This window comes from Bacillus sp. SRB_8 (genome assembly GCF_003264205.1).
Lineage (GTDB): Bacteria > Bacillota > Bacilli > Bacillales > Bacillaceae_G > Bacillus_A > Bacillus_A mycoides.
In genome coordinates, this window is record NZ_NADT01000145.1 from 1 (window position 1) to 447 (window position 447).

Here is a 447-nt window from a genome sequence, read left to right on the forward strand (position 1 = left end):
CGATCCCCATTCACGACGGCAGCCTGCCCGGCCCCAGATCCTGGCGATCTCGAGCCCGCCAGGTCCAGCCCCCAGCCCTCGACATCGCACTCCAGCGGAAGGTCGACGCCATGGCCCTGGCCATCTGCAAGATGAGAGCGATGTGCTGCTCGCAGGACCGCCAACATGGACCGCCCGACCCGCCCGTTCCCCTCGCCGGCCCGCCCGATCCTCACGCCTCCACCACCACGGCCCCGGCCAACACGTTCCGCAGCATAACCGACCTGCCGGCGCTCACCGCCTTGCATGTCAACATCCGCCTGGCCTGCCGCGACGTAGACCGACTCGCCGTCACCATCTCCGCTGACCAGATCTCGCTCCTCCTCCGGAAGCGACCCCGACGCCCGCCCGAATCGACGACCCCCAATCCACCGGCGAAGAAGGCACGACCGGCACCACCACCGCCAC

Annotated in this window: 1 protein-coding gene; it reads left to right on the top strand. The window is 69.6% G+C overall.

Annotated elements, in window-relative coordinates; translation table 11 throughout:
• Positions 1–110: 110 nt before the first annotated feature.
• A partial coding sequence (locus B5P40_RS33150) for a hypothetical protein (protein WP_220089779.1) occupies positions 111–447 on the top strand: 337 nt, incomplete at its 3' end.